Source organism: Acidovorax sp. GW821-FHT09B03, from assembly GCF_059418305.1.
The window spans coordinates 105,251-130,933 of the sequence record NZ_JBWKPP010000012.1 but is presented as its reverse complement, the minus strand read 5'-3'; the positions used below and the strand labels follow the sequence as shown (position 1 = coordinate 130,933).

General features: G+C 68.3%; 30 protein-coding genes. 27 read left to right on the top strand and 3 right to left on the bottom strand.

The window, feature by feature from the left end; translation table 11 throughout:
• The first annotated feature begins 29 nt into the window (after positions 1-29).
• From AC07PA_RS20815 to hisD, 13 genes are all read left to right on the top strand, one after another.
• The gene (locus tag AC07PA_RS20815) at positions 30-1,508 is read left to right on the top strand and encodes a glutamate synthase subunit beta (RefSeq protein ID WP_145694533.1); all 1,479 of its coding nucleotides are present in this window, start codon (positions 30-32) and stop codon (positions 1,506-1,508) included.
• A 311-nt stretch (positions 1,509-1,819) separates the two neighbouring features.
• Positions 1,820-2,638 carry an ABC transporter ATP-binding protein gene (locus AC07PA_RS20810; RefSeq protein WP_494608720.1) on the top strand — a complete coding sequence of 273 codons (819 nt, stop codon included), beginning with the start codon at positions 1,820-1,822 and terminating at the stop codon, positions 2,636-2,638.
• A complete protein-coding gene (gene mlaE, locus AC07PA_RS20805; protein ID WP_007855767.1) occupies positions 2,635-3,417 on the top strand; it encodes a lipid asymmetry maintenance ABC transporter permease subunit MlaE in 783 nt (260 codons plus the stop codon). The genes AC07PA_RS20810 and mlaE overlap by 4 nt, the downstream gene beginning before the upstream one ends.
• A gap of 39 nt (positions 3,418-3,456) precedes the next feature.
• On the top strand, positions 3,457-3,945 hold the full coding sequence (gene mlaD, locus AC07PA_RS20800) for an outer membrane lipid asymmetry maintenance protein MlaD (protein ID WP_494608719.1): 489 nt from the start codon (positions 3,457-3,459) through the stop codon (positions 3,943-3,945).
• Complete coding sequence (locus AC07PA_RS20795; RefSeq protein WP_494608718.1) at positions 3,942-4,772, top strand: MlaA family lipoprotein; 831 nt, start codon at positions 3,942-3,944, stop codon at positions 4,770-4,772. Before mlaD ends, AC07PA_RS20795 begins: the two co-directional genes overlap by 4 nt.
• Positions 4,773-4,918: 146 nt before the next feature.
• Entirely contained in the window at positions 4,919-5,563 is a 645-nt protein-coding gene (locus AC07PA_RS20790; RefSeq protein WP_494608762.1) for an MlaC/ttg2D family ABC transporter substrate-binding protein, read from the top strand.
• Positions 5,564-5,585: 22 nt separating this feature from the next.
• A complete protein-coding gene (locus AC07PA_RS20785) occupies positions 5,586-5,855 on the top strand; it encodes an STAS domain-containing protein (RefSeq protein ID WP_035203965.1) in 270 nt (89 codons plus the stop codon).
• A 68-nt stretch (positions 5,856-5,923) separates the two neighbouring features.
• Complete coding sequence (locus AC07PA_RS20780) at positions 5,924-6,880, top strand: ABC transporter ATP-binding protein (RefSeq protein ID WP_494608716.1); 957 nt, start codon at positions 5,924-5,926, stop codon at positions 6,878-6,880.
• On the top strand, positions 6,877-7,632 hold the full coding sequence (locus AC07PA_RS20775; RefSeq protein ID WP_007855757.1) for an ABC transporter permease: 756 nt from the start codon (positions 6,877-6,879) through the stop codon (positions 7,630-7,632). The genes AC07PA_RS20780 and AC07PA_RS20775 overlap by 4 nt, the downstream gene beginning before the upstream one ends.
• A gap of 79 nt (positions 7,633-7,711) precedes the next feature.
• Positions 7,712-7,954, top strand: coding sequence for a BolA family protein (locus AC07PA_RS20770; RefSeq protein WP_007855755.1), 243 nt, complete (start codon positions 7,712-7,714; stop codon positions 7,952-7,954).
• A 50-nt stretch (positions 7,955-8,004) separates the two neighbouring features.
• Entirely contained in the window at positions 8,005-9,297 is a 1,293-nt protein-coding gene (murA, locus tag AC07PA_RS20765; RefSeq protein ID WP_494608715.1) for a UDP-N-acetylglucosamine 1-carboxyvinyltransferase, read from the top strand.
• Positions 9,298-9,315: 18 nt separating this feature from the next.
• Positions 9,316-9,960 carry an ATP phosphoribosyltransferase gene (gene hisG, locus AC07PA_RS20760; RefSeq protein WP_108016683.1) on the top strand — a complete coding sequence of 215 codons (645 nt, stop codon included), beginning with the start codon at positions 9,316-9,318 and terminating at the stop codon, positions 9,958-9,960.
• 41 nt (positions 9,961-10,001) lie between these two features.
• The gene (gene hisD / locus AC07PA_RS20755) at positions 10,002-11,384 is read left to right on the top strand and encodes a histidinol dehydrogenase (protein ID WP_494608714.1); all 1,383 of its coding nucleotides are present in this window, start codon (positions 10,002-10,004) and stop codon (positions 11,382-11,384) included.
• Positions 11,385-11,393: 9 nt separating this feature from the next.
• Here the strand turns inward: hisD and AC07PA_RS20750 are convergent, their stop codons facing one another.
• Entirely contained in the window at positions 11,394-11,789 is a 396-nt protein-coding gene (locus AC07PA_RS20750; protein ID WP_007855749.1) for a DUF2917 domain-containing protein, read from the bottom strand.
• 153 nt (positions 11,790-11,942) lie between these two features.
• On the opposite strand from AC07PA_RS20750, the gene AC07PA_RS20745 reads away from it, so the two are divergent.
• From AC07PA_RS20745 to AC07PA_RS20705, 9 genes are all read left to right on the top strand, one after another.
• The gene (locus tag AC07PA_RS20745; protein WP_494608713.1) at positions 11,943-13,394 is read left to right on the top strand and encodes an aminotransferase-like domain-containing protein; all 1,452 of its coding nucleotides are present in this window, start codon (positions 11,943-11,945) and stop codon (positions 13,392-13,394) included.
• Between the two features lie 50 nt (positions 13,395-13,444).
• Complete coding sequence (locus AC07PA_RS20740; RefSeq protein WP_007855747.1) at positions 13,445-13,669, top strand: hypothetical protein; 225 nt, start codon at positions 13,445-13,447, stop codon at positions 13,667-13,669.
• On the top strand, positions 13,666-14,124 hold the full coding sequence (locus tag AC07PA_RS20735) for a PIN domain-containing protein (protein WP_145694524.1): 459 nt from the start codon (positions 13,666-13,668) through the stop codon (positions 14,122-14,124). The genes AC07PA_RS20740 and AC07PA_RS20735 overlap by 4 nt, the downstream gene beginning before the upstream one ends.
• Positions 14,121-15,233 carry a histidinol-phosphate transaminase gene (gene hisC / locus AC07PA_RS20730; RefSeq protein ID WP_494608712.1) on the top strand — a complete coding sequence of 371 codons (1,113 nt, stop codon included), beginning with the start codon at positions 14,121-14,123 and terminating at the stop codon, positions 15,231-15,233. Before AC07PA_RS20735 ends, hisC begins: the two co-directional genes overlap by 4 nt.
• Positions 15,230-15,865, top strand: a complete 636-nt coding sequence (gene hisB / locus AC07PA_RS20725; RefSeq protein ID WP_110536646.1) for an imidazoleglycerol-phosphate dehydratase HisB — start codon at positions 15,230-15,232, stop codon at positions 15,863-15,865. The genes hisC and hisB overlap by 4 nt, the downstream gene beginning before the upstream one ends.
• A gap of 55 nt (positions 15,866-15,920) precedes the next feature.
• On the top strand, positions 15,921-16,592 hold the full coding sequence (hisH, locus tag AC07PA_RS20720; protein ID WP_145694522.1) for an imidazole glycerol phosphate synthase subunit HisH: 672 nt from the start codon (positions 15,921-15,923) through the stop codon (positions 16,590-16,592).
• A gap of 78 nt (positions 16,593-16,670) precedes the next feature.
• Positions 16,671-17,411: a 1-(5-phosphoribosyl)-5-[(5-phosphoribosylamino)methylideneamino]imidazole-4-carboxamide isomerase gene (gene hisA / locus AC07PA_RS20715; RefSeq protein ID WP_007855741.1), complete on the top strand. Its 741-nt coding sequence runs from the start codon at positions 16,671-16,673 to the stop codon at positions 17,409-17,411.
• A gap of 38 nt (positions 17,412-17,449) precedes the next feature.
• A complete protein-coding gene (hisF, locus tag AC07PA_RS20710) occupies positions 17,450-18,250 on the top strand; it encodes an imidazole glycerol phosphate synthase subunit HisF (RefSeq protein ID WP_145694521.1) in 801 nt (266 codons plus the stop codon).
• Positions 18,251-18,270: 20 nt separating this feature from the next.
• Complete coding sequence (locus AC07PA_RS20705; RefSeq protein WP_007855737.1) at positions 18,271-18,819, top strand: hypothetical protein; 549 nt, start codon at positions 18,271-18,273, stop codon at positions 18,817-18,819.
• A 12-nt stretch (positions 18,820-18,831) separates the two neighbouring features.
• Here the strand turns inward: AC07PA_RS20705 and AC07PA_RS20700 are convergent, their stop codons facing one another.
• Together AC07PA_RS20700 and AC07PA_RS20695 are read right to left on the bottom strand one after the other, a co-directional pair.
• Complete coding sequence (locus tag AC07PA_RS20700; RefSeq protein ID WP_494608711.1) at positions 18,832-20,754, bottom strand: sensor histidine kinase; 1,923 nt, start codon at positions 20,752-20,754, stop codon at positions 18,832-18,834.
• A gap of 73 nt (positions 20,755-20,827) precedes the next feature.
• Positions 20,828-21,517 carry a response regulator gene (locus AC07PA_RS20695; RefSeq protein WP_007855734.1) on the bottom strand — a complete coding sequence of 230 codons (690 nt, stop codon included), beginning with the start codon at positions 21,515-21,517 and terminating at the stop codon, positions 20,828-20,830.
• A 163-nt stretch (positions 21,518-21,680) separates the two neighbouring features.
• Here AC07PA_RS20695 and AC07PA_RS20690 point away from each other — a divergent pair, with 163 nt between their 5' ends.
• From AC07PA_RS20690 to AC07PA_RS20670, 5 genes are all read left to right on the top strand, one after another.
• Positions 21,681-23,351 (top strand): RCC1 domain-containing protein, encoded by a 1,671-nt coding sequence (locus AC07PA_RS20690; RefSeq protein WP_494608710.1) that lies wholly within the window; start codon positions 21,681-21,683, stop codon positions 23,349-23,351.
• 118 nt (positions 23,352-23,469) lie between these two features.
• On the top strand, positions 23,470-23,868 hold the full coding sequence (hisI, locus tag AC07PA_RS20685) for a phosphoribosyl-AMP cyclohydrolase (protein ID WP_186457775.1): 399 nt from the start codon (positions 23,470-23,472) through the stop codon (positions 23,866-23,868).
• 4 nt (positions 23,869-23,872) lie between these two features.
• Complete coding sequence (locus tag AC07PA_RS20680) at positions 23,873-24,250, top strand: phosphoribosyl-ATP diphosphatase (protein WP_007855731.1); 378 nt, start codon at positions 23,873-23,875, stop codon at positions 24,248-24,250.
• Complete coding sequence (locus tag AC07PA_RS20675; RefSeq protein WP_007855730.1) at positions 24,247-24,633, top strand: DUF4870 family protein; 387 nt, start codon at positions 24,247-24,249, stop codon at positions 24,631-24,633. The genes AC07PA_RS20680 and AC07PA_RS20675 overlap by 4 nt, the downstream gene beginning before the upstream one ends.
• Positions 24,626-25,666: a patatin-like phospholipase family protein gene (locus AC07PA_RS20670; protein ID WP_494608709.1), complete on the top strand. Its 1,041-nt coding sequence runs from the start codon at positions 24,626-24,628 to the stop codon at positions 25,664-25,666. The genes AC07PA_RS20675 and AC07PA_RS20670 overlap by 8 nt, the downstream gene beginning before the upstream one ends.
• Positions 25,667-25,683 lie beyond the last annotated feature (17 nt).

The window sequence follows — 25,683 nt, the reverse complement described above, 5'->3', positions numbered from 1 at the left end:
ACAGCATTCATAGACAAGGACACGCAATCATGGGAAAGACCACCGGCTTCATGGAGTACGAGCGCATCGAAGAGGGCTACAAGCCCGTCGGCGAGCGCCTGAAGCACTACAAGGAATTCGTCATCGGGCTCGATGAGTCCCAGGCCAAGGTACAGGGCGCGCGCTGCATGGACTGCGGCACGCCGTTCTGCAACAGCGGTTGCCCGGTGAACAACATCATTCCGGACTTCAATGACCTGGTCTACCAGGCCGACTGGAAGAGCGCCATTGCCGTGCTGCACAGCACGAACAACTTCCCCGAATTCACCGGCCGCATCTGCCCCGCGCCCTGCGAGGCGGCCTGCGTGCTTAACGTGAACGATGACGCCGTGGGCATCAAGTCCATCGAGCACGCGATCATCGACCGCGCCTGGGAAGAGGGCTGGGTCAAGCCCCTGCCGTCCAAGCACAAGACCGGCAAGAAGGTCGCCGTGATCGGTGCCGGCCCGGCCGGCATGGCTGCGGCCCAGCAGCTGGCGCGCGTCGGCCACGAGGTGACCCTGTTCGAGAAGAACGACCGCATCGGTGGCCTGCTGCGCTACGGCATCCCCGACTTCAAGATGGAGAAGTCGCACATCGACCGCCGTGCCGAGCAGCTCAAGGCCGAAGGCGTCACCATCCGCACCAGCGTCTTCGTCGGCGCGGCCAAGGACGGCCTGGGCAAGGGCTCCAAGGTCACCAACTGGGCCAAGGAGACCATCACCCCCGAGCAGTTGCAGGCCGAGTTCGACGCCGTGCTGCTCACCGGCGGTGCCGAGCAGAGCCGCGACCTGCCGGTGCCCGGCCGCGACCTCGATGGCATCCACTTCGCCATGGAGTTCCTGCCCCAGCAGAACAAGGTCAACGCCGGCGACAAGCTCAAGAACCAGCTGCGCGCCGACGGCAAGCACGTCATCGTCATCGGTGGCGGCGACACCGGCAGCGACTGCGTGGGCACCAGCAACCGCCACGGCGCGGTCAGCGTCACCCAGTTCGAGCTGATGCCCCAGCCTCCCGAAGTCGAAAACCGCCCCATGACCTGGCCCTACTGGCCGATCAAGCTGCGCACCAGCTCCAGCCACGAAGAGGGCTGCGAGCGCGAGTTCGCCATCTCCACCAAGGAGTTCATTGGCGAGAAGGGCAAGGTCACCGGCCTCAAGACCGTGCGCGTGGAGTGGAAGGACGGCAAGATGGTCGAAGTCCCGGGCTCCGAGAAGATCCTCAAGGCCGACCTGGTGCTGCTGGCCATGGGCTTCGTGAGCCCCGTCGCCGCCGTGCTCGAAGCCTTCGGCGTCGAGAAGGATGCCCGCGGCAACGCCCGTGCCACCACCGAGTTCGATGGCGGCTATGCCACCAGCGCCCCCAAGGTGTTTGCTGCCGGCGACATCCGCCGTGGCCAGTCCCTGGTGGTCTGGGCGATCCGCGAAGGCCGCCAGGCTGCGCGCTCGGTCGACGAGTTCCTCATGGGCTACTCGGACCTGCCGCGCTGATTGCTGGCAGGTCAATGGCTGAGAGCGGCGCCCGAGCGGCGCCGTTTTTCATGGCGCGTGCAGGAGGAGACACCGGGAAAAAACCGTTGCGCACGCGCGACGCCGGATGTAGGCACAATTGGAAGCAATGTCCCTCCGGGAATACCAGACACTGGCATACCGGACACCGCCTGCAACGCCGTATGGGAAAAATGCAAACATACATGTATGTATGTTTGTTGATTCGGCTACCATCGCTGCTGTCTTGCGCGCATGGCTTGCCTTGCGTGTGGACCGCCGTTTTCTGATACCTGCCCCTCTGTTCCTCATTGATGCCCGAGCCTTCGCCCTTTGCCGAACTGCGCAACGTCACCTTCTCCTATGGTGACCGCGCCATCCTGCGCGACGTGTCGCTGACCGTGCCGCGCGGCAAGGTCACGGCGCTCATGGGGGCCTCGGGCGGGGGCAAGACCACGGTGCTGCGCCTCATCGGCGGGCAGCAGCAGGCCCAGCAGGGTGAGGTGCTGTTCGACGGCCAGAACGTCGGGCGCATGGATGCGACCGCCCTGTACACGGCGCGCCGGCGCATGGGCATGCTGTTCCAGTTCGGCGCCCTGTTCACCGACCTCGACGTGTTCGAGAACGTGGCCTTCCCGCTGCGCGAGCATACGCAGCTGCCCGAAGAGCTGGTCCGTGACGTGGTGCTCATGAAGCTCAATGCCGTGGGCTTGCGGGGTGCGCGCGACCTCATGCCCAGCCAGATCTCGGGCGGCATGGCGCGGCGCGTGGCGCTGGCCCGGGCCATTGCGCTCGACCCCGAACTGGTCATGTACGACGAGCCTTTCGCCGGGCTCGACCCGATTTCCCTGGGCACGGCCGCCCAGCTCATCCGCCAGCTCAACGACGCCATGGGGCTCACCAGCATCGTGGTCTCGCACGATCTGGAGGAAACTTTCCGCCTGGCCGACCACGTGATCATCCTGGGTGAGGGCGTGGTCGCCGCGCAGGGCACGCCCGACGAGGTGCGCGCCAGCAAAGACCCCTTGGTGCACCAGTTCGTGCACGCACTGCCCACCGGGCCCGTGCCCTTCCATTACCCGGGGCCTACGGCAGAGCAGGATTTCGGCCCTGCCGGGGGGATAGGCCTGTGAGCTGGTACAAACCTTCCGACGTGGGCCTGGCCGTGCGCAGCCAGCTCGCGGACATAGGCGCTGCGGCCCACCTGTTCGTGCGCCTGGTGCGCCTGTTCGGGGCCACTTTTCTGCGGCCTTCGCTGGTGCGCGACCAGGTGCACTTCCTGGGCAACTATTCGCTGGCCATCATCGCCGTCTCGGGCCTGTTCGTGGGCTTCGTGCTCGGCCTGCAGGGCTACTACACGCTGCAGCGCTACGGCTCGTCCGAGGCGCTGGGCATGCTGGTGGCGCTGTCGCTGGTGCGCGAACTCGGGCCCGTGGTCACGGCGCTGCTGTTCGCCGGCCGGGCGGGCACCTCGCTCACGGCCGAGATCGGGCTCATGCGCGCGGGCGAGCAGCTCAGCGCCATGGAGATGATGGCGGTGGACCCCGTGCGCCGCATCCTGGCGCCGCGCTTCTGGGCCGGCGTGATCACCATGCCGCTGCTGGCCGCGGTCTTCAGCGCGGTCGGCGTGATCGGTGGCTGGGTGGTCGGCGTGGTGCTGATCGGCATCGACCCCGGCGCCTTCTGGAGCCAGATGCAGGGCGGGGTGGATGTCTGGAAGGACGTCGGCAACGGTGTTGCCAAGAGCGTTGTCTTTGGCATCACCGTCACCTTCGTGGCGTTGCTGCAGGGTTATTCCGCCAAGCCCACGCCCGAAGGGGTGTCCCGCGCGACCACGCGCACCGTGGTGATGGCCTCGCTGGCGGTGCTGGCGCTGGACTTCCTCCTCACCGCCATGATGTTCAGCATCTGATGCCGGGCTGCCGGCAGACGAAGAAAAGAGACCTTAACGATGCAACGCTCCAAGAATGATGTCTGGGTAGGCCTGTTCGTGATGCTGGGCATCGCGGCACTGGTGTTCCTGGCCCTGCAGTCGGCCAACCTGCTGAGCCTCAATTTCCAGCGTGGCTACCAGCTAAACGCGCGCTTCGACAACATCGGCGGCCTGAAGCCCCAGGCCGCCGTGCGCAGCGCCGGCGTGGTCGTGGGCCGGGTCGAGTCGATCAGCTTCGACGACAAGACCTACCAGGCGCGCGTCACCCTGGCCATGCAGGACCGCTATGCGTTCCCCAAGGACAGTTCGCTCAAGATCCTTACCAGCGGCCTGCTGGGTGAGCAATACATCGGCATCGAGGCCGGTGGCGACGAGAAGAACCTTGCAGCGGGAGACACGATCACCGCCACGCAGTCTGCCGTGGTGCTCGAAAACCTGATTGGACAATTTCTTTACAGCAAAGCCGAAGACGGCAGTAAGCCCGCAGGGGCAGGTGGCAAAAAATGATGAACAGGATGCAAGCGGGCACTGCCCGCGACGATGACAACCACGGCGCGGATGGCGCTGCAACGCTGCGCCGCGCCGGCCGCGCGCTGGTGGCCGTACTGGGCCTGGCCCTGCTGGTGGGCTGTGCGAGCGGCCCGCGCAACGATCCGCGCGACCCGCTGGAGCCTTACAACCGCGGCGTCACCAAGTTCAACGAACAGGTCGATGCCATCGTGCTCAAGCCCGTGGCCACGGCCTACAAGGAAGTCACGCCCGCTCCCGTGCGCACCGGGGTGAGCAACTTCTTTGCCAACCTGACCGACGTCTGGTCCTTCGTGAACAACGTGCTGCAGTTCCGGCTCGAAGGTGCTGCCTCCAGCTTCATGCGCGTCAACGTGAACACCTTCCTCGGTCTGGGCGGCGTGCTTGACGTGGCCAGCGAGATCGGCATCGACCGCTACCGCCAGGACTTCGGCCTGACGCTGGGCCGCTGGGGCGTGGATACCGGCCCCTACCTGGTCCTGCCCATCCTGGGTCCGTCCACCGTGCGCGATACCTTCGCGCTGCCGGTGGACATGGTGGGCAACCCCGTGCGCTATGTGGACCCGACCTCGGCCCGCAATTCGCTGTACGCCCTGCGCGCGGTGGACGCGCGTGCCAACCTGCTGCGCGCCGGTTCGGTGCTCGACAGCGCGGCGCTCGACAAATACAGCTTCACGCGCGATGTGTTCCTGCAGGTGCGCAGCCAGGCCGGGGCGGCCCCATACGACAAGGACGACAGCGACCGCGACGCCAATGACGGCGTGCTGCCCGAGGAGCCCCCACCGGCAAATACCAAAACCCGCTGAACCGGCGGAGGATTCAAGCTCGGCGGGGTGTTGCACTTGCTTGCAATCCGCTACCGGGCAGAAGCACATGGCAGGCATTGAGCGCCCACAATGAAATCAAGGGTGCCTTGCCCGCCCCCATGAAAGAAGACGAGATGATGACGATGATGATGAACCGACGACTCATGGGCCACATGGCCCTGACCCTGGTGGCTGTGACCTCCCTGGGCCTGCCGTTGTCGGCTGCTGCTGCCGACGAAGCCCCCGACGCCCTGATCAAGCGCCTGTCCACCGACGTGCTCAACACGGTCAAGGCTGACAAGTCCATCCAGGGTGGCGACATCTCCAAGGTGATCGCGCTGGTGGACAAGACGGTCATGCCCAATGTGAACTTCCGCCGCATGACCGCCGCCGCCGTGGGGCCGGGCTGGCGGCAGGCCACGCCCGAGCAGCAAAAGCGCCTGCAGGACGAATTCAAGATCCTGCTGGTGCGCACCTATGCGGGTGCGCTGGCCCAGGTCAACGACCAGACTATCCTGGTCAAGCCCTTGCGTGCCGATCCGGCCGACAAGGACGTGCTGGTGCGCACCGAGATCGTGGGCCGGGGTGACCCGATCCAGCTCGACTACCGCCTGGAAAAGACCCCGGGCGACGGCGCAGGCTGGAAGATCTACAACCTCAACGTGCTCGGCGTGTGGCTGGTGGAAACGTACAAGGGCCAGTTCGCGCAGGAAATCAACGCCAAGGGCGTGGATGGCCTGATCGCCTCGCTCGAGGCGCGCAACAAGTCCAATGCCGGTACCAAGGGCTGACGCGGGGGCTGCCTCCATGCCCGTGCTGGTCCTTCCGCAGGAGTTGACCCACCGCCAGGCACCAGCGTGCCTGCGCATGCTCCTGCAGGGCCTCAAGGTGCACAAGGAACCGAGCGTGGTCGTGGACGCCCAGGCGCTGGCGGTGTTCGACACCTCTGCGCTGGCGGTGCTGCTCGAGTGCCGGCGCGAGGCGCTCTCGGACCGCAAGACCTTCGCCGTGCAGGGCCTGCCTGCAGCCTTGAACAGCATGGCCGGCCTGTACGGCGTCGCCGACCTGCTGCCAGCGGCCTGACCCGTCCGGCAGGGGTTCCCGGGGCCGGCACAGCAGGTTTGTGCACCAGGCCTTAAAATCAGCGGCTCATGCCCGCAGTCTCATTCCAAGCCGTTTCCAAGACCTTTGACACCCCCAAAGGCCCTTTCCAGGCACTCAACCAGGTCAGCCTGGACATCGAGGAAGGGGAGTTCTTCGGACTGCTCGGCCCCAATGGCGCCGGCAAGACCACTCTCATCAGCATCCTCGCCGGCCTGGCGCGGCCCAGCCATGGCCGCGTGCTGGTGCAGGGCAGCGACGTGCAGGCGGATTTCGCGCTGGCGCGCCGCAAGCTCGGCGTGGTGCCGCAGGAGCTGGTCTTCGACCCCTTCTTCAACGTGCGCGAGGCGCTGCGCATCCAGTCCGGTTATTTCGGCGTCAAGAACAACGACGCCTGGATCGACGAACTGCTGCACCACCTGGGCCTCACCGACAAGGCCAACGCCAACATGCGCCAGCTGTCGGGCGGCATGAAGCGCCGCGTGCTCGTCGCCCAGGCGCTGGTGCACAAGCCGCCCATCATCGTGCTCGACGAGCCCACCGCGGGGGTGGACGTGGAGTTGCGCCAGACGCTGTGGCAATTCATCGCCCGCCTGAACAAGGAAGGGCACACCGTGCTGCTCACCACGCACTACCTCGAAGAGGCCGAGGCCCTGTGCAACCGCATCGCCATGCTCAAGACCGGGCAGGTGGTGGCCCTGGCCGATACCAGCGACCTGCTCAAGGCTGCCTCGGGCAACGTGCTGCAGTTCAAGGCCGACGTGGACCTGCCGCCTGCGCTCGCGCGCCTGGCGCGCGTCACCGGGCGCATCGTGCAGATGCCGGCCCATGACGCGCGCGAGATCGAGGAGCACCTGGCCGCCCTGCGCCTGGCCGGCGTCGAGGTGCACGACATGGAGATCCGCCGCCCCGACCTGGAGGACGTGTTCCTGCAGGTCATGGCCGGCACCTCCTCGTCCCATCCCCCGCCTGCGCCCACCGCGGCCCCCGTGGAGGTGCGCGCATGACCGGCTGGCAGACCCTGTTCTACAAGGAGGTGCTGCGTTTCTGGAAGGTCAGCTTCCAGACCGTGGCCGCCCCGGTGCTCACCGCCGTGCTGTACCTGCTGATCTTCGGCCACGTGCTCGAAGACCATGTGAAGGTCTACGACCGCATCAGCTACACCGCCTTCCTGGTGCCCGGCCTGGTCATGATGAGCGTGCTGCAGAACGCCTTTGCCAACAGCTCGTCGAGCCTGATCCAGAGCAAGATCATGGGCAGTCTGGTGTTCGTGCTGCTCACGCCCCTGTCGCACTGGGCCTGGTTCGTGGCCTACGTGGGCTCGTCCATCGTGCGCGGGCTGGCCGTGGGGTTGGGGGTGTTCCTCGTCACCATCGCCTTCGCGCGGCCCGAGTTCGCCGCGCCGCTGTGGATCCTGGCCTTCGCCTTCCTGGGGGCCGCGCTGCTGGCCACGCTGGGGCTCATCGCCGGCCTGTGGGCCGACAAGTTCGACCAGATGGCGGCGTTCCAGAACTTCGTGATCGTGCCGATGACCTTCCTGTCCGGCGTGTTCTACTCCATCCAGTCCCTGCCGCCGTTCTGGCAGACCGTGAGCCACCTGAACCCGTTCTTCTACATGATCGACGGCTTCCGCTACGGCTTCTTCGGCCAGAGCGACACCTCGCCCTGGCTCAGCCTGTCCATCGTCGGCGTCGCCTGGCTCGCGGTCAGCTGGCTGGCCGTGCACCTGCTGCGCACGGGCTACAAGATCCGCCATTGACCGATACTGAACCGCCCGGAGGCGGTTCGCGGTACCCTTGCCGCCCGCCCCGGATGACGCAGACCACCACGCCCCACCCATGACCGCCGACCAACTCAAAGACCTCATCGCCGCCGGCCTGGCTTGCGAGCACCTCGACCTGCAGGGCGATGGCCGCCACTGGTACGCCACCATCGTCTCGGCCGAGTTCGAGGGCAAGCGCCCCATCCAGCGCCACCAGCGCGTGTACGCCACGCTGGGCACGCGCATGCAGACGGACGAGGTGCATGCCCTGTCCATGAAGACCTTCACGCCCGCCGAATGGGCGGCGCAGCCGCGCTGAGCGGCGACTGCGCCCACGGCACCTCCCACTACTTTTTCACGGGTTTCGCGATGGACAAACTCCTCATCCGTGGCGGCCGCACCCTGCAGGGCGAGGTGCTGGTCTCCGGCGCCAAGAACGCCGCGCTGCCCGAACTGTGCGCCGCGCTGCTCACGGCCGAGCCGGTGACCCTGCTCAACGTGCCCCAGCTGCAGGACGTGAGCACCATGCTCACCCTGATCCGCAACATGGGCGTGGCGGCTGAGCGTGCCCCTGACGGCACCGTGCGCATCGACGCGAGCGGCCTGAACACGCCCGAGGCGCCCTACGAGCTGGTCAAGACCATGCGCGCCTCGGTGCTGGCCCTGGGGCCGCTGCTGGCGCGCTTCGGCGAGGCCACCGTGTCCCTGCCCGGCGGCTGCGCCATTGGCTCGCGCCCGGTGGACCAGCACATCAAGGGCCTGGCCACCATGGGCGCCGAGATCGTCGTCGAGCACGGCTACATGATCGCGAAGCTGCCAGCGGGCGCCACGCGCCTGAAGGGGGCACGCATCACCACCGACATGGTCACCGTGACCGGCACCGAGAACTTCCTCATGGCCGCCGCGCTGGCCGAGGGCGAGACCGTGCTCGAGAACGCCGCGCAGGAGCCCGAGATCATCGACCTGGCCGAGATGCTGATCGCCATGGGCGCGAAGATCGAGGGCCACGGCACCAGCCGCATCCGCATCCAGGGCGTGGAGCGCCTGTCCGGCTGCACTCACCGCGTGGTGGCCGACCGCATCGAGGCCGGCACCTTCCTGTGCGCCGTGGCCGCCACGGGCGGCGACGTGGTGCTGCGCCATGGCCGCGCCGACCACCTCGACGCGGTGATCGACAAGCTGCGCGAGGCCGGCGTGCAGGTGCAGGCCGTCGAGGCCGGCATCCGCGTGCAGAGCCCCGGCGCCGGCAAGCTGCGCGCCCAGGGCTTTCGCACCACCGAATACCCGGGCTTTCCCACCGACATGCAGGCCCAGTTCATGGCCCTCAACTGCGTGGCGCAGGGCACTTCCACGGTGACCGAGACCATCTTCGAGAACCGCTTCATGCACGTGGATGAGCTGGTGCGCCTGGGCGCCCGCATCCAGACCGACGGCAAGGTGGCCGTGATCGAGGGCCTGGGCAACGCCGAGGCCGTGGACCCGCCCCTGTCGGGTGCGACCGTCATGGCCACCGACCTGCGCGCCTCGGCCAGCCTGGTCATCGCCGGCCTGGTGGCCGATGGTGAAACCGTGGTGGACCGCATCTACCACCTGGACCGTGGCTACGACTGCATGGAAGCCAAGCTGCGCGGCATCGGCGCCGACATCGAGCGCATGTCCTAAGAGAGAACCCCCATGACCATGATCACCCTCGCCCTGTCCAAGGGCCGCATCTTCGACGAGACCCTGCCGCTCCTGGCTGCCGCCGGCATCGAAGTGCTCGAAGACCCCGAGAAGTCGCGCAAGCTCATCCTGCCCACCAACCAGCCCGACGTGCGCGTGGTGCTGGTGCGGGCTACCGACGTGCCCACCTACGTGGAGTACGGCGGTGCCGACATCGGCGTGACCGGCAAGGACACCTTGATCGAGCACGGCGGCCAGGGCCTGTACCAGCCGCTGGACCTGCAGATCGCCAAGTGCCGTGTGAGCGTGGCCGTGCGCAACGACTTCGACTATGAGCGCGCCGTCAAGCAGGGCTCGCGCCTGAAGGTGGCCACCAAGTACACCTCCATCGCGCGCGACTTCTTCGCCACCAAGGGTGTGCACGTGGACATGGTCAAGCTCTACGGCAGCATGGAGCTGGCGCCGCTGATCGGCCTGTCCGACGCCATCGTCGACCTGGTGTCCACCGGCAACACCCTCAAGGCCAACCACCTGGTGGAAGTCGAGCGCATCATGGACATCAGCTCCTACCTGGTCGTCAACCAGGCCGCACTCAAGCTCAAGCAGGCCCCGCTGCGGCGCATCATCGATGCGTTTGCCGCGGCCACCGCGGCGCGCGCCTGAACGAACCACCGATTTCCCACTGCGATAGAGACCCGAAAGCCATGCAAGCCAAGCCCATCCGCCTGAGCACCGACAGCGCCGATTTCGAAGCCGCCTTCCGCGATCGCCTGCATTGGTCCGCCGACACGGATGCGGCCATCGAGCAGCGCGTGGCCGATATCCTGGCCGACGTGCAGGCGCGCGGCGATGCCGCCGTGCTCGACTACACGGCGCGCTTCGATGGCCTGGCCGCCGAGTCCATGGCGGCCCTGGAACTCACGCAGGCCGACTTCAAGGCCGCCTTCGACGCCATCCCCGCCGCCCAGCGCGATGCCCTGCAGGCCGCTGCCCGGCGCGTGCGCAGCTACCACGAGGCGCAGAAGAAGGCCTCGGGCGAGAGCTGGAGCTACCGCGACGAGGACGGCACCCTGCTGGGCCAGAAGGTCACGCCGCTCGACCGCGTGGGCATCTACGTGCCCGGCGGCAAGGCGGCCTACCCGTCGAGCCTGCTCATGAACGCCATCCCCGCCCACGTGGCCGGCGTGCAGGAGATCATCATGGTGGTGCCCACGCCCGTGCGCGGCAGCGTGGCCACCGGGGGCTCGGGCGCGCAACTGGCGTCCACCCAAGGCGAGCGCAATGAACTGGTGCTGGCCGCGGCCTACGTGGCCGGCGTCACGCGCGCCTTCACCATCGGCGGCGCTCAGGCCGTGGCGGCCCTGGCCTATGGCACGGCCACCGTGCCCAAGGTCGACAAGATCACCGGCCCGGGCAACGCCTACGTGGCCAGCGCCAAGAAGCGCGTGTTCGGCACCGTGGGCATCGACATGATCGCCGGCCCCAGCGAAATCCTGGTGCTGGCCGATGGCAGCACCCCGGCCGACTGGGTGGCCATGGACCTGTTCTCGCAGGCAGAGCACGACGAGCTGGCGCAGAGCATCCTGCTGTGCCCCGACGCGGCCTACCTCGACGCCGTGCAGAAGGCCATCGACCGCCTGCTGCCCAGCATGCCGCGCGCCGAGATCATCGCCAAGAGCCTGAATGGCCGCGGCGCGCTGATCCACACGCGCAGCATGGAAGAGGCCTGCGCCATCAGCAACCGCATCGCCCCCGAGCACCTGGAGGTGAGCAGCAACGAGCCGCACCGCTGGGAGCCGCTGCTGCGCCATGCTGGGGCCATCTTCCTCGGGGCCTACACCAGCGAGAGCCTGGGTGACTACTGCGCCGGCCCCAACCACGTGCTGCCCACCAGCGGCACGGCACGCTTCAGCTCGCCGCTGGGGGTGTACGACTTCCAAAAGCGCAGCAGCCTCATCGAGGTGAGCGAGGCCGGGGCCCAGGCCCTGGGCACCATCGCGGCCGAACTGGCCTATGGCGAGGGCCTGCAGGCCCACGCACGCGCCGCCGAGCTGCGGCTCATGCCCGTGCCCCCGGCGCGGGGCTGACAGGGCTCGTCAGGCCGCGCGCATGCGCAGGCCCGCGGCAGGCAGCGCACCGGCCTGCGGGGTGGCGGCGCGGCCGGCCGCATCGCTGGCGCGCAGGCACGCCCAGTTCAGGCGCGCAGGGCGCTGGCCCTCGGCGCTCACGCGCAGCCGCACCGGCCCGGTGAAGCTCAGGCGCTGCCCCGCTTCCAGGAAATAGTCTTCGAGCAGGCCGTCGCAGGTCACCCAGACGCGGCCTTGCTCCACCTCCAGCAGGGCGGTTTCGCCTGCGCGGAATTCGAGTGTCTGCACCGCCTGCGGTGGCGGCAGGGGTTGGCGGTTCCAGCGCAGCGCCAGGGCCTGGGGCCGCAGCGGCTGCACCGTGGTGGTCGGAGGGGGGCAGGGGGAGGGCAGGGTGGTGGTGTTCATGCCTTGCACTGTGCTGCGCGGCGGCATCCGTCGCCAGCCACAGCGCGCACCGAGCTGGTACAGCACAGATGCGTGCGCACAGGCCTCTGTGCTGTACTGTTTCGGGGCCATCTGTATTGGCCATGATTGCCTTGGGCAGTACAGAATGGACCCATGGACGCCCAAGAGACCACGCCCCTGTACCTGCAGATCGCGGCCCAGCTGGCCGAACTGGTGCGCAACGGCACCCTGTCGCGCGGCGAGAGGATGCCCTCGGTGCGCGAACTCGCCCGCCAGCGCGGCGTGGCGCAGAGCACGGTGGTGCAGGCCTACCACTGGCTCGAGGATGCGCGCCTGATCACCGCGCGGCCGCGCTCGGGCTTCTTCGTGGCGGCGCGCCCGGTCAACCTGCCAGAGCCGACCACCCCGCGCCCGCTGCGCCGCCCGCGCGAGGTCTCGGTGGACTGGCTGGGCCAGCGCATCATGGGCCGCGCCCAGCCGGTGGACATGCTCTCCTTCAGCAGCGGCACGCCGGGTCCCGACATGCTCAACCCCGACCGCGTGCGCCGCGCCGTGGTGCGCGCCGTGCAGCGCAACCGCCAGTTGCTGTGCACCTACCCGTCTTCGGCCGGGCAGGAAGAGGCGCGGCGCGCCCTGGCGCGCTATGCCGTGGGCCTGGGCTGCAGCCTGGACCCCGAGAACATCGTGATCACCGGCGGCTGCATGGACAGCATCGCCCTGTGCCTGCGCGCCGTCACCCAGCCGGGCGACGTGGTGGCGCTGGAGTCGCCCACGCATTTCTCCTTCCTCGAGGTGCTGCAGGGCCTGCACCTCAAGGCGCTGGAGATCCCCACCCACCCGCGCCACGGCATCTCGCTCGACGCGCTGCAGCTCGCCCTCGATACCCAGCCCGTGAAGGCCTTGATGGTGGTGCCCACGCTGAGCAACCCGCTGGGCAGCTGCATGCCGCAACCCGAGCGCCGACGCCTGGCGCAGATGGCCGCGCGCCATGGCATGGCGGTCATCGAGGATGCGATCTACACCGACCTGGCCGAGCCCGACGAGATGCGCCGCACCGTCAAGTCCTACGACACCACGGGCCACGTGATGCTCTGCGATTCGTTCTCCAAGACCCTGGCCCCGGGCCTGCGCCTGGGCTGGGTCGAGGCAGGGCGCTGGACCGAACAGCTGCGCAGCATCAAGGACATGCAGGCCGGTGGCCAGTCCGCCGTGCTGGAGCTGGCGCTGGCCGACCTGATCAACCAGAGCGGGCATGCGGCCGCCATGCGCCAGCTGCGTGCTGCCGCGGCGGCGCGGCTCGACGAGGTGCGCCACATCATCGGCGCGCACTTTCCGCCGGGCACGCGGGTCAGCGACCCGCCCGGCGGCATGCTGCTGTGGGTGGAGCTGCCGCGTGCGCTCGATTCGGTGCAGTTGCACGAGGCCTGCCTGGGCGAGCACATCCTGATCGCCCCCGGCACCGTGTTCAGTGCCAGTGGGCGCTTTCGCAACTGCCTGCGCATCGGCGTGGGCGGCGACTGGACCCCTGCGCACCTGGTGGCCCTGCGCAAGGTGGGCGACATGGCCTGCCGCGTGCTGCTGGCCAGCGGGCGGAAAGCGGCCTGAATTTTTTACACGAAGTTCGTGGAGCACGAACTTCGTGTAATATTGATTGCATGAAGAACGTCACCATCACCATGGACGACACGGTTGCCGAATGGGTGCGCGTCGAGGCGGCGCGGCGCGGCAGCAGCGTTTCGCGCTTGCTGGGCGAATGGCTGGCCGAGAAGATGCGTCAGGAAGACGCCTACGCCCAGGCCATGCGCGAGGCCCTGGGCTTCGAGAGCTGGGGCGCCTCCAGCGGCCCCTATGTGCCGCGCGAAACCCTGTTCCAGCGATGAGCAGCGGCACGACCCCCCTCTTCGTCGACACCGAAGTGCTGCTGGCCAGCGTGGACGAGCGCGACCCGGCCCGCCAGGCCCGTGCACGGGAGTGGCTCGGTTTCTGCTGGCAGACGCGCAGCGGGCGCATCAGCTCCCAGGTGCTCAACGAGCTGTACAACCAGGCCATCCAGCGCTTCGAGGGTCCGCGCACCGTGCAACTGGTGCGTGCCCAGGTGCGCCGCCTGCGCGTGTGGCTGCCGCCCCACCTCGATGCCTACACCGTGGACGGTGCCTGGGACCTGCAGGACCGCTACCGCCTGGGCTACTGGGACGCGCTCATCGTCTCCTCCGCGCACCAGCAGGGCTGCCGCTACCTGCTCACCGAAGCGCTGCCGCACGACCAGGTGCTGGACGCCGTGCGCTGCATCAACCCTTTCCTTGTGGCCCCCAACGAACTGGACACCGCCGAATGACCACTCCCGCAAGCCTTCCCGCCGCCCTGAACCGCATCCGTGCCGACGTGCGTGCCATGCATGCCTATGGCGTGCAGCCCTCCACCGGCATGCTCAAGATGGATGCCATGGAGAACCCGTTTCGCCTCCCGGCCCATCTGCAGGCGGCGCTGGGCCAGCGCCTGGGTGGGCTGGCGCTCAACCGCTACCCGGGCGAGCGCCTGAACGACCTCAAGGCCGCGCTGGCGAAGTACGCCGGCCTGCCCGAGGGCCATGGCATCGTGCTGGGCAATGGCTCGGATGAGCTCATCACCCTGCTGGCCCTGGCCTGCGCCCAGCCCGGCGAGCGTGCCACCATGCTGGCGCCCATGCCGGGCTTCGTGATGTACCCGCTCTCCGCGCAGCTGCAGGGCCTGGACTTCGTCGGCGTGCCGCTCACGCCCGATTTCGAGCTCGACGAACCCGCCATGCTGGCCGCCATTGCGCAGCACCGCCCGGCCATCACCTACATCGCCTACCCCAACAACCCCACGGCCACGCTATGGGACGAGGGCGCCGTGCAGCGCATCGTCGACGCGGTGGGTGCTCAGGGCGGCTTCGTGGTGATGGACGAGGCCTACCAGCCCTTCGCCAGCCGCAGCTTCATCGACCGCATGCGCGCCGAGCCCGAGCGCAACGCCCACGTGCTGCTCATGCGCACACTCAGCAAGTTCGGCCTGGCCGGCGTGCGCCTGGGCTACCTCATCGGCCCGGCTGCTGTGGTGGCCGAGATCGACAAGGTGCGCCCGCCCTACAACGTGAGCGTGCTCAACTGCGAGGCCGCGCTGTTCGCGCTGGAGCACGCCGACGTGTTCGCCGGCCAGGCGGCCGAGCTGCGTGCCCAGCGCACGGTCCTGGTGCAGGCGCTCAAGGCCATGCCGGGCATCCAAAAATGCTGGGACAGCGAGGCCAACATGGTGCTGGTGCGTGTGGCCGATTCCGCCACAACCTACGAGGGCATGAAAAAGCGCAAGGTCCTGGTCAAGAACGTTTCTACAATGCACCCATTGCTGGCCAACTGCCTGCGCCTCACGGTGGGCAACGCCGACGACAACGCGCAGATGCTTGCTGCGCTCCAAGCCTCCCTATGACTTCTTCTGCTCTCGTAACTTCCGCATCGGCCGATCCCCAGGCCGATCGCACCGCCGAGGTCAGCCGCAACACCGCCGAGACGCACATTACCGTGCGCATCAACCTCGACGGCACCGGCCAGGCCAAGCTGCACACCGGCATCGGCTTCTTCGACCACATGCTCGAGCAGATCGCCCGCCACGGGTTGATCGACCTGGAGATCGACTGCGACGGCGACCTGCACATCGACGGCCACCACACGGTGGAAGACGTGGGCATCACCCTGGGCCAGGCCTTCGCGCGCGCCGTGGGCGACAAGAAGGGCATCACCCGCTACGGCCACGCCTATGTGCCGCTGGACGAGGCGCTGAGCCGCGTGGTGGTCGATTTCTCCGGCCGCCCCGGGCTGCACCTGCACATCCCCTTCACCGCAGGCAGCATCGGTGGCTTCGACACCCAGCTCACCTACGAATTCTTCCAGGGCTTCGTGAACCATGCGGGCGTGACCTTGCACATCGACAACCTCAAGGGCATCAACGCGCACCACCAGTGCGAAACGGTGTTCAAGGCCTTCGCGCGCGCACTGCGCGCAGCCCTCACGCGCGACCCGCGCGCCGCCGGCACCATTCCGTCCACCAAGGGCAGTCTCTGATCCCCCTTCGCCAAGAAAAAGGCCGCTACCGCTTTTTCACCAAGCGCCGATAGCTATGAATATGGAAGCAAAAACCGTCGCCGTGGTTGATTACGGCATGGGCAACCTGCGCTCGGTATCGCAGGCCGTGCAGGCCGCGGCCGAGGGCTCGGGCTGGACCGTGGTCGTCACCTCGCGCCCTGAAGCGGTGCGCGCCGCGCAGCGCATCGTGCTGCCGGGGCAGGGCGCCATGCCCGACTGCATGCGCGAGCTGCGCGATTCCGGCTTGCAGGAGTCGGTGCTCGAAGCAGCGGCGCAAAAGCCGATGTTCGGCGTCTGCGTGGGCATGCAGATGCTGCTCGACCACAGCGCCGAGGGCGATACGCCTGGCCTGTCGCTGGTCCCCGGCGAAGTGCGCAAGTTCGACCTGGTCGGCCGCAACCAGCCCGACGGCAGCCGTTTCAAGGTGCCGCAGATGGGCTGGAACCAGGTGCGCCAGGTGCCCCACGGGGCTGCTGGCGTGCACCCGGTCTGGGCCGGCGTGCCCGATGGCAGCTACTTCTACTTCGTGCACAGCTTCTACGCCCGTCCCAAGGACGCAGCCCACTGCGCGGGCGAGACGGACTACGGCGGTGTGTTCGCCGCGGCGATTGCACGCGATAATATTTTTGCCACCCAGTTCCACCCCGAGAAAAGTGCGGAGCACGGCCTGGCGCTGTACCGCAACTTCCTCCACTGGAATCCCTGAGAACGTCCCCGCGTTCCCAACCCTTCACAACCCTGTTCGGGCCGAGCCCGGCCTCGCCCCTTTCCACCCGAACCCACCATGCTGCTCATTCCCGCCATCGACCTCAAGGACGGCCACTGCGTACGCCTCAAGCAAGGCGATATGGACCAATCCACCACCTTCGGTGAAGACCCTGCCGCCATGGCGCGCAAGTGGCTGGAGGCCGGCGCGCGCCGCCTGCACCTGGTGGACCTGAATGGTGCCTTCGCCGGCGTGCCCAAGAACTTCACGGCGATCAAGTCCATCCTCAAGGAAGTGGGCGAGGACATCCCGGTGCAGCTCGGCGGCGGCATCCGCGACCTGGACACCATCGAAAAATACATCGACGGCGGCCTGCGCTACGTGATCATCGGCACGGCGGCCGTGAAGAACCCCGGCTTCCTCAAGGACGCCTGCAGTGCCTTCGGCGGCCACATCATCGTCGGCCTGGATGCCAAGGATGGCAAGGTCGCCACCGACGGCTGGAGCAAGCTCACCGGCCACGAGGTCGTAGACCTGGCCAAGAAGTTCGAGGACTGGGGCGTCGAGTCCATCATCTACACCGACATCGGCCGCGACGGCATGCTCTCGGGCATCAACATCGATGCCACCGTCAAGCTCGCGCAGTCGCTGAGCATCCCGGTGATCGCCTCGGGCGGCCTGTCCAACATGGCCGACATCGAGCAGCTGTGCGCCGTCGAGGGCGAAGGCGTGGAAGGCGTGATCTGCGGCCGTGCCATCTACAGCGGCGACCTCGATTTCACGGCCGCGCAGGCGCGCGCCGACGAACTCAATGGATAACCCCCGGGGTGGCAGCGCCGCCCCATTGGACCTCTGACATGCTTGCCAAACGCATCATCCCCTGCCTGGACGTGACCGGAGGCCGCGTGGTCAAGGGCGTCAATTTCGTCGAGCTGCGCGATGCGGGCGACCCCGTCGAGATCGCCGCGCGCTACAACGCGCAGGGCGCCGACGAACTGACCTTCCTCGACATCACCGCCACCAGCGATGGCCGCGACCTGATCCTGCCCATCATCGAGGCCGTGGCCAGCCAGGTGTTCATCCCGCTCACCGTGGGTGGCGGCGTGCGCACGGTCGAGGATGTGCGCCGCCTGCTCAATGCGGGCGCCGACAAGACCAGCTTCAATTCGGCCGCGATCGCCAACCCCGAGGTGATCGATGCGGTGTCGGCCAAGTACGGCGCGCAGTGCATCGTGGTGGCCATCGATGCCAAGCGCCGCTCCGACGAGGACGCGCAGCGCACCGGTGCCGACGGCCGGCCCGTGGGCGCCGGCTGGGACGTCTACAGCCATGGCGGGCGCAAGAACACGGGCCTGGATGCCGTGGCCTGGGCCACCGAGATGGCGCGCCGCGGCGCGGGCGAGATCCTGCTGACCAGCATGGACCGCGACGGCACCAAGGCCGGCTTCGACCTGGCGCTCACGCGCGCTGTGAGCGATGCGGTCAGCGTGCCCGTGATCGCCTCGGGCGGTGTGGGCAACCTGGACCACCTGGCCGACGGCATCCAGATCGGCGGTGCCGATGCGGTGCTGGCCGCCAGCATCTTCCACTACGGCGAATACACCGTGGGCCAGTCCAAGCAGCACATGGCGGGGCGCGGCATCCCGGTGCGGCTGTGAGGGCGCTGGCCGCTGCCGCCATGGCCTTGTGCCTGGGCTCGATGGCCGTGCCTGCCGCTGCGCAGCAGGTGCCTGCGCCATCCTATGCCCGTGGCTACTTTGACCGCCTGCCCTGCGTGGACCGCATCGGCCGCTGCTTTGATGCGACCATCGGTGGCAAGGCTGTCGAGGTGATCGCCGACAAGGCCGAGTTCGAGAAGCTCAAGGCCTTGCTGGCCGAACTCAACGAGAACGTGCGCGAGGTCTACTGGATCGTGCGCGAGCCGGTGGATGGCAAGGTGGCGCTCGACGTGCTCACGCGTCCCAGCGCCATGGGCCTGCCCCACGTGGGCGAAGAAAAGGAAGAGCCCGATGTCACGGTCTATGCCCTCGATGGCCAGGACCTGGACAGCGAACCCGAGCTGGTGGCGCGCCAGGATGTGCGCGTCAATGGCCAGCCCGTGGTCACGCAGCAGGACACCCTGACGCAAGACTTCCTGCCCCCAGGGCGCTACGCCATGGCCATCAAGTACCTGGGGCGCAAGAACTGGGACCGCAAGCGGGTCTTCCTGACTGTAGCCAAGCCCTGAGGCCCTGAACGGTCAGGGTGCAGGCCAGCGCGAATGCCTGAACCCTTCCGCCAAAGGGGGCGGGCCCTGCAGCGGCAACCACAGCTGCACCACCGTACCGCCCCCGGCCCCCAGCACGATCCGCGCATGGCCGCCCAGTTGCCGTGCGCGCTCCTCGATGTGGCCCAGCCCGCGGCCCTGGTGCCCATCCGGCCGGGCCTGCAGCCCGCGCCCGTCGTCCTCGATCTGCACGCACACCCCCGGCCCCGCATCCAGCGTGGCCGACAGCGTGACGTTGGCCGCCCCGGAGTGCTTGACCACGTTGGCCAGCGCCTCCTGCACGATGCGCAGCACGTGCAGCGCGGCGGGGGCGTCCAGCCAGGGCAGCGGCGGCAGGTCGTCCATGTGCCAGTGCAGGGCGATGCCGCCCTGCGCCAGGCGGTGGCCCACGCGCTGGCGCAAAGTGGCCAGCAGGGTGGTCAGGTCCTGGTCGATGGGCTCCATCGAATCGATGGTCAGGCGCAGGTCTTCCAGGCATTCGCGCAGCACCTGGGCCATCTCGCCCTGCGACAGTCGGCCCTGCTCGATCTGGCCCAGCGATGACACCAGCATCGCGCCCAGGCCATCGTGCATGTCGCGCGTGAGCCGCTGGCGCTCCGTCAGGCGCACGCGCTCGTTCTCCACCTCGGCCAGCAGGGCGAAATTGGCCTCCAGCGCGCGCTGCTGTTCGGCCAGCCGGTCCTGCAGTACCTGGGCCGCGCCCTCGGCATGCTCCAGCGCACCGATGTAGCGGCGGTTCACGGCGTACAGAAAGGCGCCCAGCACCAGCACCATGGCGTAGGGCATCAGGTACAGGCTTTCGGGCGGGATGCGCAGCTGCAGCAGCGCCAGGTCGTGCACGCCCAGGCCCAGGCAGATGCACAGCGCCAGTGCCAGCACGCGCAGTTCGCGGCTACCGCGCCAGGCCGACCAGGCGATGAGCAGGGTCACGCCCATCGCCACCAGCGTATTGGCGGCATGCAGCAGCAGCGGCGTGTCCAGCGCCCAGGGCAGCACCGGCATCGACACGGCCGAGACCAGGAGTGCAAAGCCCAGCAGCAGGCGCTCCACAAAGGGGAAGCTGCGCGTCGCAAAGCGCAGCGAGAACAGGTAGACCAGCAGCATGACCCAGGTCATCGAGGCATCGGTGGCCCACCAGAACCAGCGCAGGGCGTCGAGGTTCTGCGGCAGCTCGATGCCGTAGTGCAGGTTGCGGAACCACCAGGCCAGCGACGCGAGCCCGAAGTACAGATAGGCGGTGTCCTGTCGTCGGCGCCACCAGAAGGCCAGCGAGAACAGCCCCAGCATGACCAGCGTGGTGCTGGCCGCCAGGGGCACGGTGACGACCCAGCGCTGGCGTGCCGACCACAGGCCCTGGACCTCCGGCTCCGGCCCCATCCACAGGCGGCTCAGGGCATAGTTGCCGTCGGCGCGCGGCGGCAGCGCGAGGAACAGCCGGCAACTGCCGCCCGGCTGGGAGGCGGCGCTGGGCAGGCGCAGCAGGATGGGCTGGTTCCACTGCGAGGGCCAGGCCGGGCTGTTGTCCAGCAGCTGCCGTGTGCCCAGCGCGGTGCGCAGCCAGACCTGCAGGGGGCCGCCGTTGACACGTGGCAGGTACAGGGCCAGGGTTTCCTGCGCGACGGGTGCCGGGCATGCGGTGCGGTACCAGACGGTGGGCAGGGGCAGGTTGACGGCGGCCCGCGTGGTCGGGTCGCGGCGCACCGCCTGCGGCAGCTCGACCGGCTGCCAGGCGCCTCGCGCGGCATCCGCCGGCGGGCCGATGGAGGGCTCGGTCCCCGGTGCCGGGGTCCAGCGCTCCACGCGTGTGACCACCAGGGAGTCGGTGGTCTCGGGGGCGCCGGTTGCAGCCGCACGGGCCGGGGCCAGCAGGGCCGCCAGGACCAGGCTGGCGGCCACCAACCGGGGCAGGCCGGGGTGTGCCGGTCTGGTGCAGGGGGCGCGCGCCGCGGGCTTCACAGGGCCGGGGCCTTCAGTCGCCCATCAGCCCGCGCTTGCGGGCTTCGTAGACCGCTTCCGAGCGGGAGTGCACCTGCAGCTTGCGGTAGCTGCGCTTGACGTAGGTGAGCACGGTCTGCTGGGTCACGCCCATCATCTGTGCGATCTCGCGGTAGCTGTAACCCTTGGCGGCCATGCCGAGCATCTCGCATTCGCGCTCGCTGAGCAGGCCCGCATCGGCTTCGCTGACGGCGGTGTCCGGCGGGCCGGCCTGCGCACGCTGGCGCGAGGGGCCCGCGGGGGCCAGCCGGGTCAGCAGGCGGCGCGCGATGACGGGGCTGATGGGGCTGCCGCCCGCGTGCACGGCACGCACCATCTCGGCCAGGTCCAGGGCCGGTGTGTCCTTGAGAACATAGCCCGTGGCGCCGGCCGCCAGCGCCTGCATGACATGGGCCTCGTCGCCGAACACGGTGACCACCACCACCTCGCAATGGGGCGCGACGTCCGCGCTGCGCGCGATCACCTCGATGCCGTTGAGGTCGGGCAGGCCCAGGTCCAGCAGCAGCACCTGGGGCTGGTGCCGGGCCAGCAGGGCCAGGCCCGAGGCGGCGTCACCGGCGGCGCCCACCAGGCGCAGGTCGGGCGCGGCGGCAATGCTGTCGCACAGGCGCTGCCTGAAGAGCGGGTCGTCCTCGATCACGAGCACGGAGAGCAAAGCGGACATGGGTGGGCGGGCCTTGGAAGCTCGGCGGTGCGTTTCATGATACGCGGGGCCTGCTGTCACAGCTGCTTGCACATGAACCGTTTTGTCCCGTGTTCGAGGGACAGACGGATACGGCAGGTGGCGGAAGAATCCATGCACCTTCACTGCTCGCAGGAGTTGCTCCATGTCTGATTCCTTGAACCGGTTCTTGCGCCGGGCCCTCGTGCTGGCCGGTGCCATGGCCGGACTGGCCTGCCCGGCGATGGCGGCCATTCCGCATGTCGTCATCGGCGACTACCACATGCTGCTGCTCCACGCGGACGGCAGCGTCACCTCCTGGGGACGCGGCGACTCGGGACAACTGGGCCGTGGCCAGGCCGACCGCAGCAACCCTGCGCCCGCCAAGATCGCATCGCTGGGCAACGAGGTGGTCGCCTTGACCGCCGGGGGGCAACTGTCCGCGGCCGTGAAGCGCGATGGCAGCGTGTGGGTCTGGGGCAATGTCTCGGACGGGCTGATCGGCGCCAATACCTCGGGCGGCCAGTTCCGCTACGAGCCCGTCCAGGTACCGGGTCTCTCGGGCATCGTATCGGTGCTGGCCGCGACCAACGGTTACTCGCTCTACGCCACGGACAGCAATGGCCAGATCTGGGCCTGGGGCTATGACAGCGGCTATGGCAACCTGGGACTGGGCCCGGGCGGCCCGCAGCAGCGGGGCCAGCCGCTGCCCGTGGCCGGTGCCACCGGCATCGTGCAGCTGGCCGTGACGGGAACGCAGATGATCGGCCGCCGCCAGGACGGCAGTCTGATCGGCTGGGGCAGCAACAGCAGCCGTGACAACCCGCTGCAGGCCGTCACCGCCGCCACCGATCCGCTGGGGGTGACGGCCCTCAAGCCCGTCGGTCTGTCGTTCATCGACGCGACCGCTACGGGCAACGCCGCCGGCCTGTACTACGGCATCAAGAATGGCCAGGCGCTGGCCTGGGGAGACACCAACAGCGGCATGCTGACCTGCGGCCAGGAGAGCGCGCAGACGGCGGCCCAGCCCTACACCATCAAGAACCTGTCCAACCTGCGCCAGATCGCCGCGGGCGGTGGTGCTGCGCTGTTCGTGGACGGCGCCGGCGCCGTGTTCGCTTGCGGCCAGGGAGAGCGAGGCCTGCTGGGGGATGGCACCACGGTGTCTACCAAGTGGGATTCGGTGCCGGCCAATGCCAAGGCGGGCCCGGTGCGGGTGCAGGGACTGCCGGGCCCGGTGTCATACGTCTTCACGGGTGCGTTTGCCGCCGCGGCGCTCATGCCCGATGGCGCGGTCTATACCTGGGGCCGCACCGACGGCGGCGTGCTGGGCAACGGGGTGACCACTGCCAACGGGGTCGTGAGCACGCCCACGCGCATTTCGCTCAACGCCGGCGTGGACAACAGCGCAAACCCGGGCAACGTCGGCAATCCGGGCGGCACGAACCCGGGCACCGGCACGCCGGCACCCGGCACCGAGCCGGCCTTCAGCACGGCCCAGAGCGGTCCGCTGAACAATCTCACGGCCAAGGCCGGTGTCACCCTGCCTGCCTCCCATGCGGGCCAGCCTGGCGCCATCTTCGTGGCCCTGCTGCTGTCCGATGGCCGCCTGCTCATGCTCGATGGCGCAACGGTCAGTTTCGTGCCCGCCATGGCTGCCTTGTACACGGGGGCTCTGCCGGTGTCGGCCCCGGTCCTGGACATCAACGGCATGGACCTGAGCTCCCTGGCGGGCAGCCAACTCTACCTGGGGTATGGCCTGGGGGTGAATTCCCTGGCCGCGCTCTATGAGATGCTGCGCGCGGGGCGCTACTCCAATGTCCTGAACCTGCGCTGAAGGGTGTTGTGCCGCCCGGCCCGGGCCCCGCCTGTCCAGTGCAGGCGGGGCCCGGGCCTTGTCCCTTTTGGGGCGCTGGCAATGCCATGCCCGGGGTCGGTCATTCAAATCGCCGACAATCCGGGCCATGAACTGGCTCAACGAAGTGAAATGGGATGCGCAGGGCCTGGTGCCCGTGATCGCGCAGGAGCAGGGCACGGGCGACGTGCTGATGTTTGCCTGGATGAACCGCGAGGCGCTGGAAAAGACCGCCGAACTCGGCCGCGCCGTGTATTTCAGCCGCTCGCGCGGCAAGCTGTGGTTCAAGGGCGAGGAGTCCGGCCACGTGCAGACGGTGCACGAGATCCGCCTGGACTGCGACAACGACGTGGTGTTGCTCAAGGTGACCCAGCTGGGCCATGAGCCCGGCATCGCCTGCCACACGGGCCGCCACAGCTGTTTCTTCAGCGTGCTCAGGGACGGCGCATGGAAAGCCGTCGATCCGGTCTTGAAAGACCCCGAATCCATCTACAAGTAAGACCATGAGTTCCAACGATTCCCTGGCACGCCTGGCGGCCGTCATCGAAAGCCGCAAGCCCGCCAACGGCGGCGACCCCGAGAAAAGCTATGTCTCGCGCCTGCTGCACAAGGGGCCCGATGCCTTCCTCAAGAAGATCGGCGAGGAGGCCACCGAGGTGGTGATGGCCGCCAAGGACGTGGACCATGGCGCGGACGCCAGCAAGCTGGTCTACGAGGTGGCCGACCTGTGGTTCCATTCCATGATCGCGCTGGCCCACTATGGCCTGTCGCCGGCCGACGTGGTCAACGAGCTCGAGCGCCGCGAAGGCACCAGCGGCATCGAGGAGAAAGCCCTGCGCAAGGCCGTTGCGCGTGCAGCCCACGAGGAAGGATCCCCATGAGCGACATCATCGACGTGCGAACCAATGACCAGAAGGCCGAAAGCCTCAAGAACATCGGCTGGGTCAGCTATGCGCTGCACCTGATCGTGGCGCTGGGCGCCGTGCTGCCGGGCACGCAGGCCAGCGCGCTGCTGCTGGTCATCGCCCTGGTGCTCGACCTGGTCAAGCGCGGCGACGCCCAGGGCACCTGGCAGGAGAACCATTTCTCCTGGCGCATCCGTTCGGTGATCTGGGCGGGCGTGCTGTACGCGGTGACCGCGCCGCTGTGGCTGCTGTTCTTCATCCCCGGCTGGATCGCCTGGGGCATCATCTCGCTGTGGTTCCTGTACCGCATCGTGCGCGGCATGCTGGCCATGAGCAAGAACCAGGCGGTGGATGCCTGAACCCCACGCGCCGCGGCGCCTGAACCTGGCGCTGCAGGGCGGGGGCTCGCATGGTGCGCTGACCTGGGGCGTGCTCGACGCCCTGCTCGAAGACGGGCGATGGCAGTTCGAGGGCATCAGCGGCACCAGCGCGGGGGCCATGAATGCCGTGGCCCTGGCGCACGGCTTTGCCCGCGCCGTCGAAACCCACAAGGATCCGCTGGAGGCCCACGCCGCGGGCTGCGCCCTGGCGCGCGAGTCGCTCACCCGGCTGTGGGAGGGCGTGGGTTCCCTGGGCAGCCTGACCTGGGGCACGCCGCTGTCGGCGGCCAATCCGCTGATGGGCATGATGGCGCAGTGGTTCTCGCCCTACCAGACCAACCCCCTGGGCTTCAATCCGCTGCGCCAGTTGCTCGAGCGCGAGGTCGATTTCGGCCTGCTGTGTTCAGCGCGCGCCAGCATCGAAAGCGTGGTGCCCCAGGTGTTCGTGTGTGCGACCAATGTGCGCACCGGGCGCGGCGAGATCTTTGCGGGTCCGCGCCTGAGCGCCGACGCCGTGATGGCTTCGGCCTGCCTGCCCATGGTGTTCAAGGCCGTGGAGATCGATGGCGAGCACTACTGGGACGGTGGTTACTCGGGCAACCCGGCGCTGCACCCGCTGATCTACCAGACCGAGGCGTCGGACATCCTGCTGGTGCAGATCAACCCCATCGAGCACCTCGCCGTGCCCGACAACGCGCACGAGATCATGGAGCGCATGAACGAGGTGACCTTCAACGCCAGCCTGCTGGCCGAGTTGCGCGCCATCGAGTTCGTGCGCCGGCTGCTGGCCGAGGGCAAGCTCGATGCGCGCCGCTACAAGAACGTGCTGATGCACCGCATTGACGGGGGGGCGGTGCTGGCCCCTTTTGGCGCCGACAGCAAGGTGCGTGCGGACACGGCCTTCGTGCGCCAGCTGTTCGAGCTCGGACGCCGGGCGGGCAAGGACTGGATGAAGGCGCACCGCCGGGACGTGGGGGTGCGGCCGAGCATCAAGATCGCAGACAATGCGTGAACCTGCCTTCGTGCAGC

What these genes read in the sequence shown, in the direction of transcription:
- AC07PA_RS20815 (WP_145694533.1), top strand. Translation starts at nt 30, where the DNA reads ATGGGAAAGACCACCGGCTTCATGGAGTACGAGCGCATCGAAGAGGGC.
- AC07PA_RS20810 (WP_494608720.1), top strand. Translation starts at nt 1,820, where the DNA reads ATGCCCGAGCCTTCGCCCTTTGCCGAACTGCGCAACGTCACCTTCTCC.
- mlaD (WP_494608719.1), top strand. Translation starts at nt 3,457, where the DNA reads ATGCAACGCTCCAAGAATGATGTCTGGGTAGGCCTGTTCGTGATGCTG.
- AC07PA_RS20795 (WP_494608718.1), top strand. Translation starts at nt 3,942, where the DNA reads ATGATGAACAGGATGCAAGCGGGCACTGCCCGCGACGATGACAACCAC.
- AC07PA_RS20790 (WP_494608762.1), top strand. Translation starts at nt 4,919, where the DNA reads ATGATGAACCGACGACTCATGGGCCACATGGCCCTGACCCTGGTGGCT.
- AC07PA_RS20780 (WP_494608716.1), top strand. Translation starts at nt 5,924, where the DNA reads ATGCCCGCAGTCTCATTCCAAGCCGTTTCCAAGACCTTTGACACCCCC.
- AC07PA_RS20775 (WP_007855757.1), top strand. Translation starts at nt 6,877, where the DNA reads ATGACCGGCTGGCAGACCCTGTTCTACAAGGAGGTGCTGCGTTTCTGG.
- AC07PA_RS20770 (WP_007855755.1), top strand. Translation starts at nt 7,712, where the DNA reads ATGACCGCCGACCAACTCAAAGACCTCATCGCCGCCGGCCTGGCTTGC.
- murA (WP_494608715.1), top strand. Translation starts at nt 8,005, where the DNA reads ATGGACAAACTCCTCATCCGTGGCGGCCGCACCCTGCAGGGCGAGGTG.
- hisG (WP_108016683.1), top strand. Translation starts at nt 9,316, where the DNA reads ATGATCACCCTCGCCCTGTCCAAGGGCCGCATCTTCGACGAGACCCTG.
- hisD (WP_494608714.1), top strand. Translation starts at nt 10,002, where the DNA reads ATGCAAGCCAAGCCCATCCGCCTGAGCACCGACAGCGCCGATTTCGAA.
- AC07PA_RS20750 (WP_007855749.1), bottom strand. Translation starts at nt 11,789, where the DNA reads ATGAACACCACCACCCTGCCCTCCCCCTGCCCCCCTCCGACCACCACG.
- AC07PA_RS20745 (WP_494608713.1), top strand. Translation starts at nt 11,943, where the DNA reads ATGGACGCCCAAGAGACCACGCCCCTGTACCTGCAGATCGCGGCCCAG.
- AC07PA_RS20740 (WP_007855747.1), top strand. Translation starts at nt 13,445, where the DNA reads ATGAAGAACGTCACCATCACCATGGACGACACGGTTGCCGAATGGGTG.
- AC07PA_RS20735 (WP_145694524.1), top strand. Translation starts at nt 13,666, where the DNA reads ATGAGCAGCGGCACGACCCCCCTCTTCGTCGACACCGAAGTGCTGCTG.
- hisC (WP_494608712.1), top strand. Translation starts at nt 14,121, where the DNA reads ATGACCACTCCCGCAAGCCTTCCCGCCGCCCTGAACCGCATCCGTGCC.
- hisB (WP_110536646.1), top strand. Translation starts at nt 15,230, where the DNA reads ATGACTTCTTCTGCTCTCGTAACTTCCGCATCGGCCGATCCCCAGGCC.
- hisH (WP_145694522.1), top strand. Translation starts at nt 15,921, where the DNA reads ATGAATATGGAAGCAAAAACCGTCGCCGTGGTTGATTACGGCATGGGC.
- hisA (WP_007855741.1), top strand. Translation starts at nt 16,671, where the DNA reads ATGCTGCTCATTCCCGCCATCGACCTCAAGGACGGCCACTGCGTACGC.
- hisF (WP_145694521.1), top strand. Translation starts at nt 17,450, where the DNA reads ATGCTTGCCAAACGCATCATCCCCTGCCTGGACGTGACCGGAGGCCGC.
- AC07PA_RS20705 (WP_007855737.1), top strand. Translation starts at nt 18,271, where the DNA reads ATGGCCTTGTGCCTGGGCTCGATGGCCGTGCCTGCCGCTGCGCAGCAG.
- AC07PA_RS20695 (WP_007855734.1), bottom strand. Translation starts at nt 21,517, where the DNA reads ATGTCCGCTTTGCTCTCCGTGCTCGTGATCGAGGACGACCCGCTCTTC.
- AC07PA_RS20690 (WP_494608710.1), top strand. Translation starts at nt 21,681, where the DNA reads ATGTCTGATTCCTTGAACCGGTTCTTGCGCCGGGCCCTCGTGCTGGCC.
- AC07PA_RS20680 (WP_007855731.1), top strand. Translation starts at nt 23,873, where the DNA reads ATGAGTTCCAACGATTCCCTGGCACGCCTGGCGGCCGTCATCGAAAGC.
- AC07PA_RS20675 (WP_007855730.1), top strand. Translation starts at nt 24,247, where the DNA reads ATGAGCGACATCATCGACGTGCGAACCAATGACCAGAAGGCCGAAAGC.
- AC07PA_RS20670 (WP_494608709.1), top strand. Translation starts at nt 24,626, where the DNA reads ATGCCTGAACCCCACGCGCCGCGGCGCCTGAACCTGGCGCTGCAGGGC.